Origin of the sequence: Klebsiella sp. HN106 (genome assembly GCF_051209435.1) — a bacterium.
In the GTDB taxonomy this organism is placed as follows: Bacteria; Pseudomonadota; Gammaproteobacteria; order Enterobacterales; family Enterobacteriaceae; genus Klebsiella; species Klebsiella oxytoca.
On the sequence record NZ_JBLURD010000196.1, the window covers coordinates 1 to 314 of the forward strand.

Consider the following 314-nt stretch of genomic DNA (forward strand, 5'->3'; position numbering starts at 1 on the left):
TCATATTTCTTGAACTTCAGCGCCGGGATCAGGCTGTCAAACGCGTGGTTGGTAAAGGTACATTCTGCCTGCATTTGTTTGCACAGCGCGTGGGCCAGATCGATATCAAAGCCGACAATCTGGTTATTAGCGTCCATCGATTCAAACGGCGGATAGGTTGCGGAGACGCCAAAGCTGATTTTTTCCGCGGCAGCAGCGCCGAACGCGAAAGAGGTGAGCAGTGCAGCCAGAACTAACTTTTTCATCGTGGAACTCCCGTCTGTCTATCTTATGATTATTCGCCGTGTCTGCGGCATAGAGTGACAATGCCATTA

At 50.3% G+C, this 314-nt stretch carries 1 pseudogene; it reads right to left on the minus strand.

The features are described 5' to 3' along the window. Positions 1 to 245, minus strand: a pseudogene (gene artJ, locus ACSIPU_RS30905) (ABC transporter substrate-binding protein ArtJ); the annotation flags it as partial. Positions 246 to 314 lie beyond the last annotated feature (69 nt).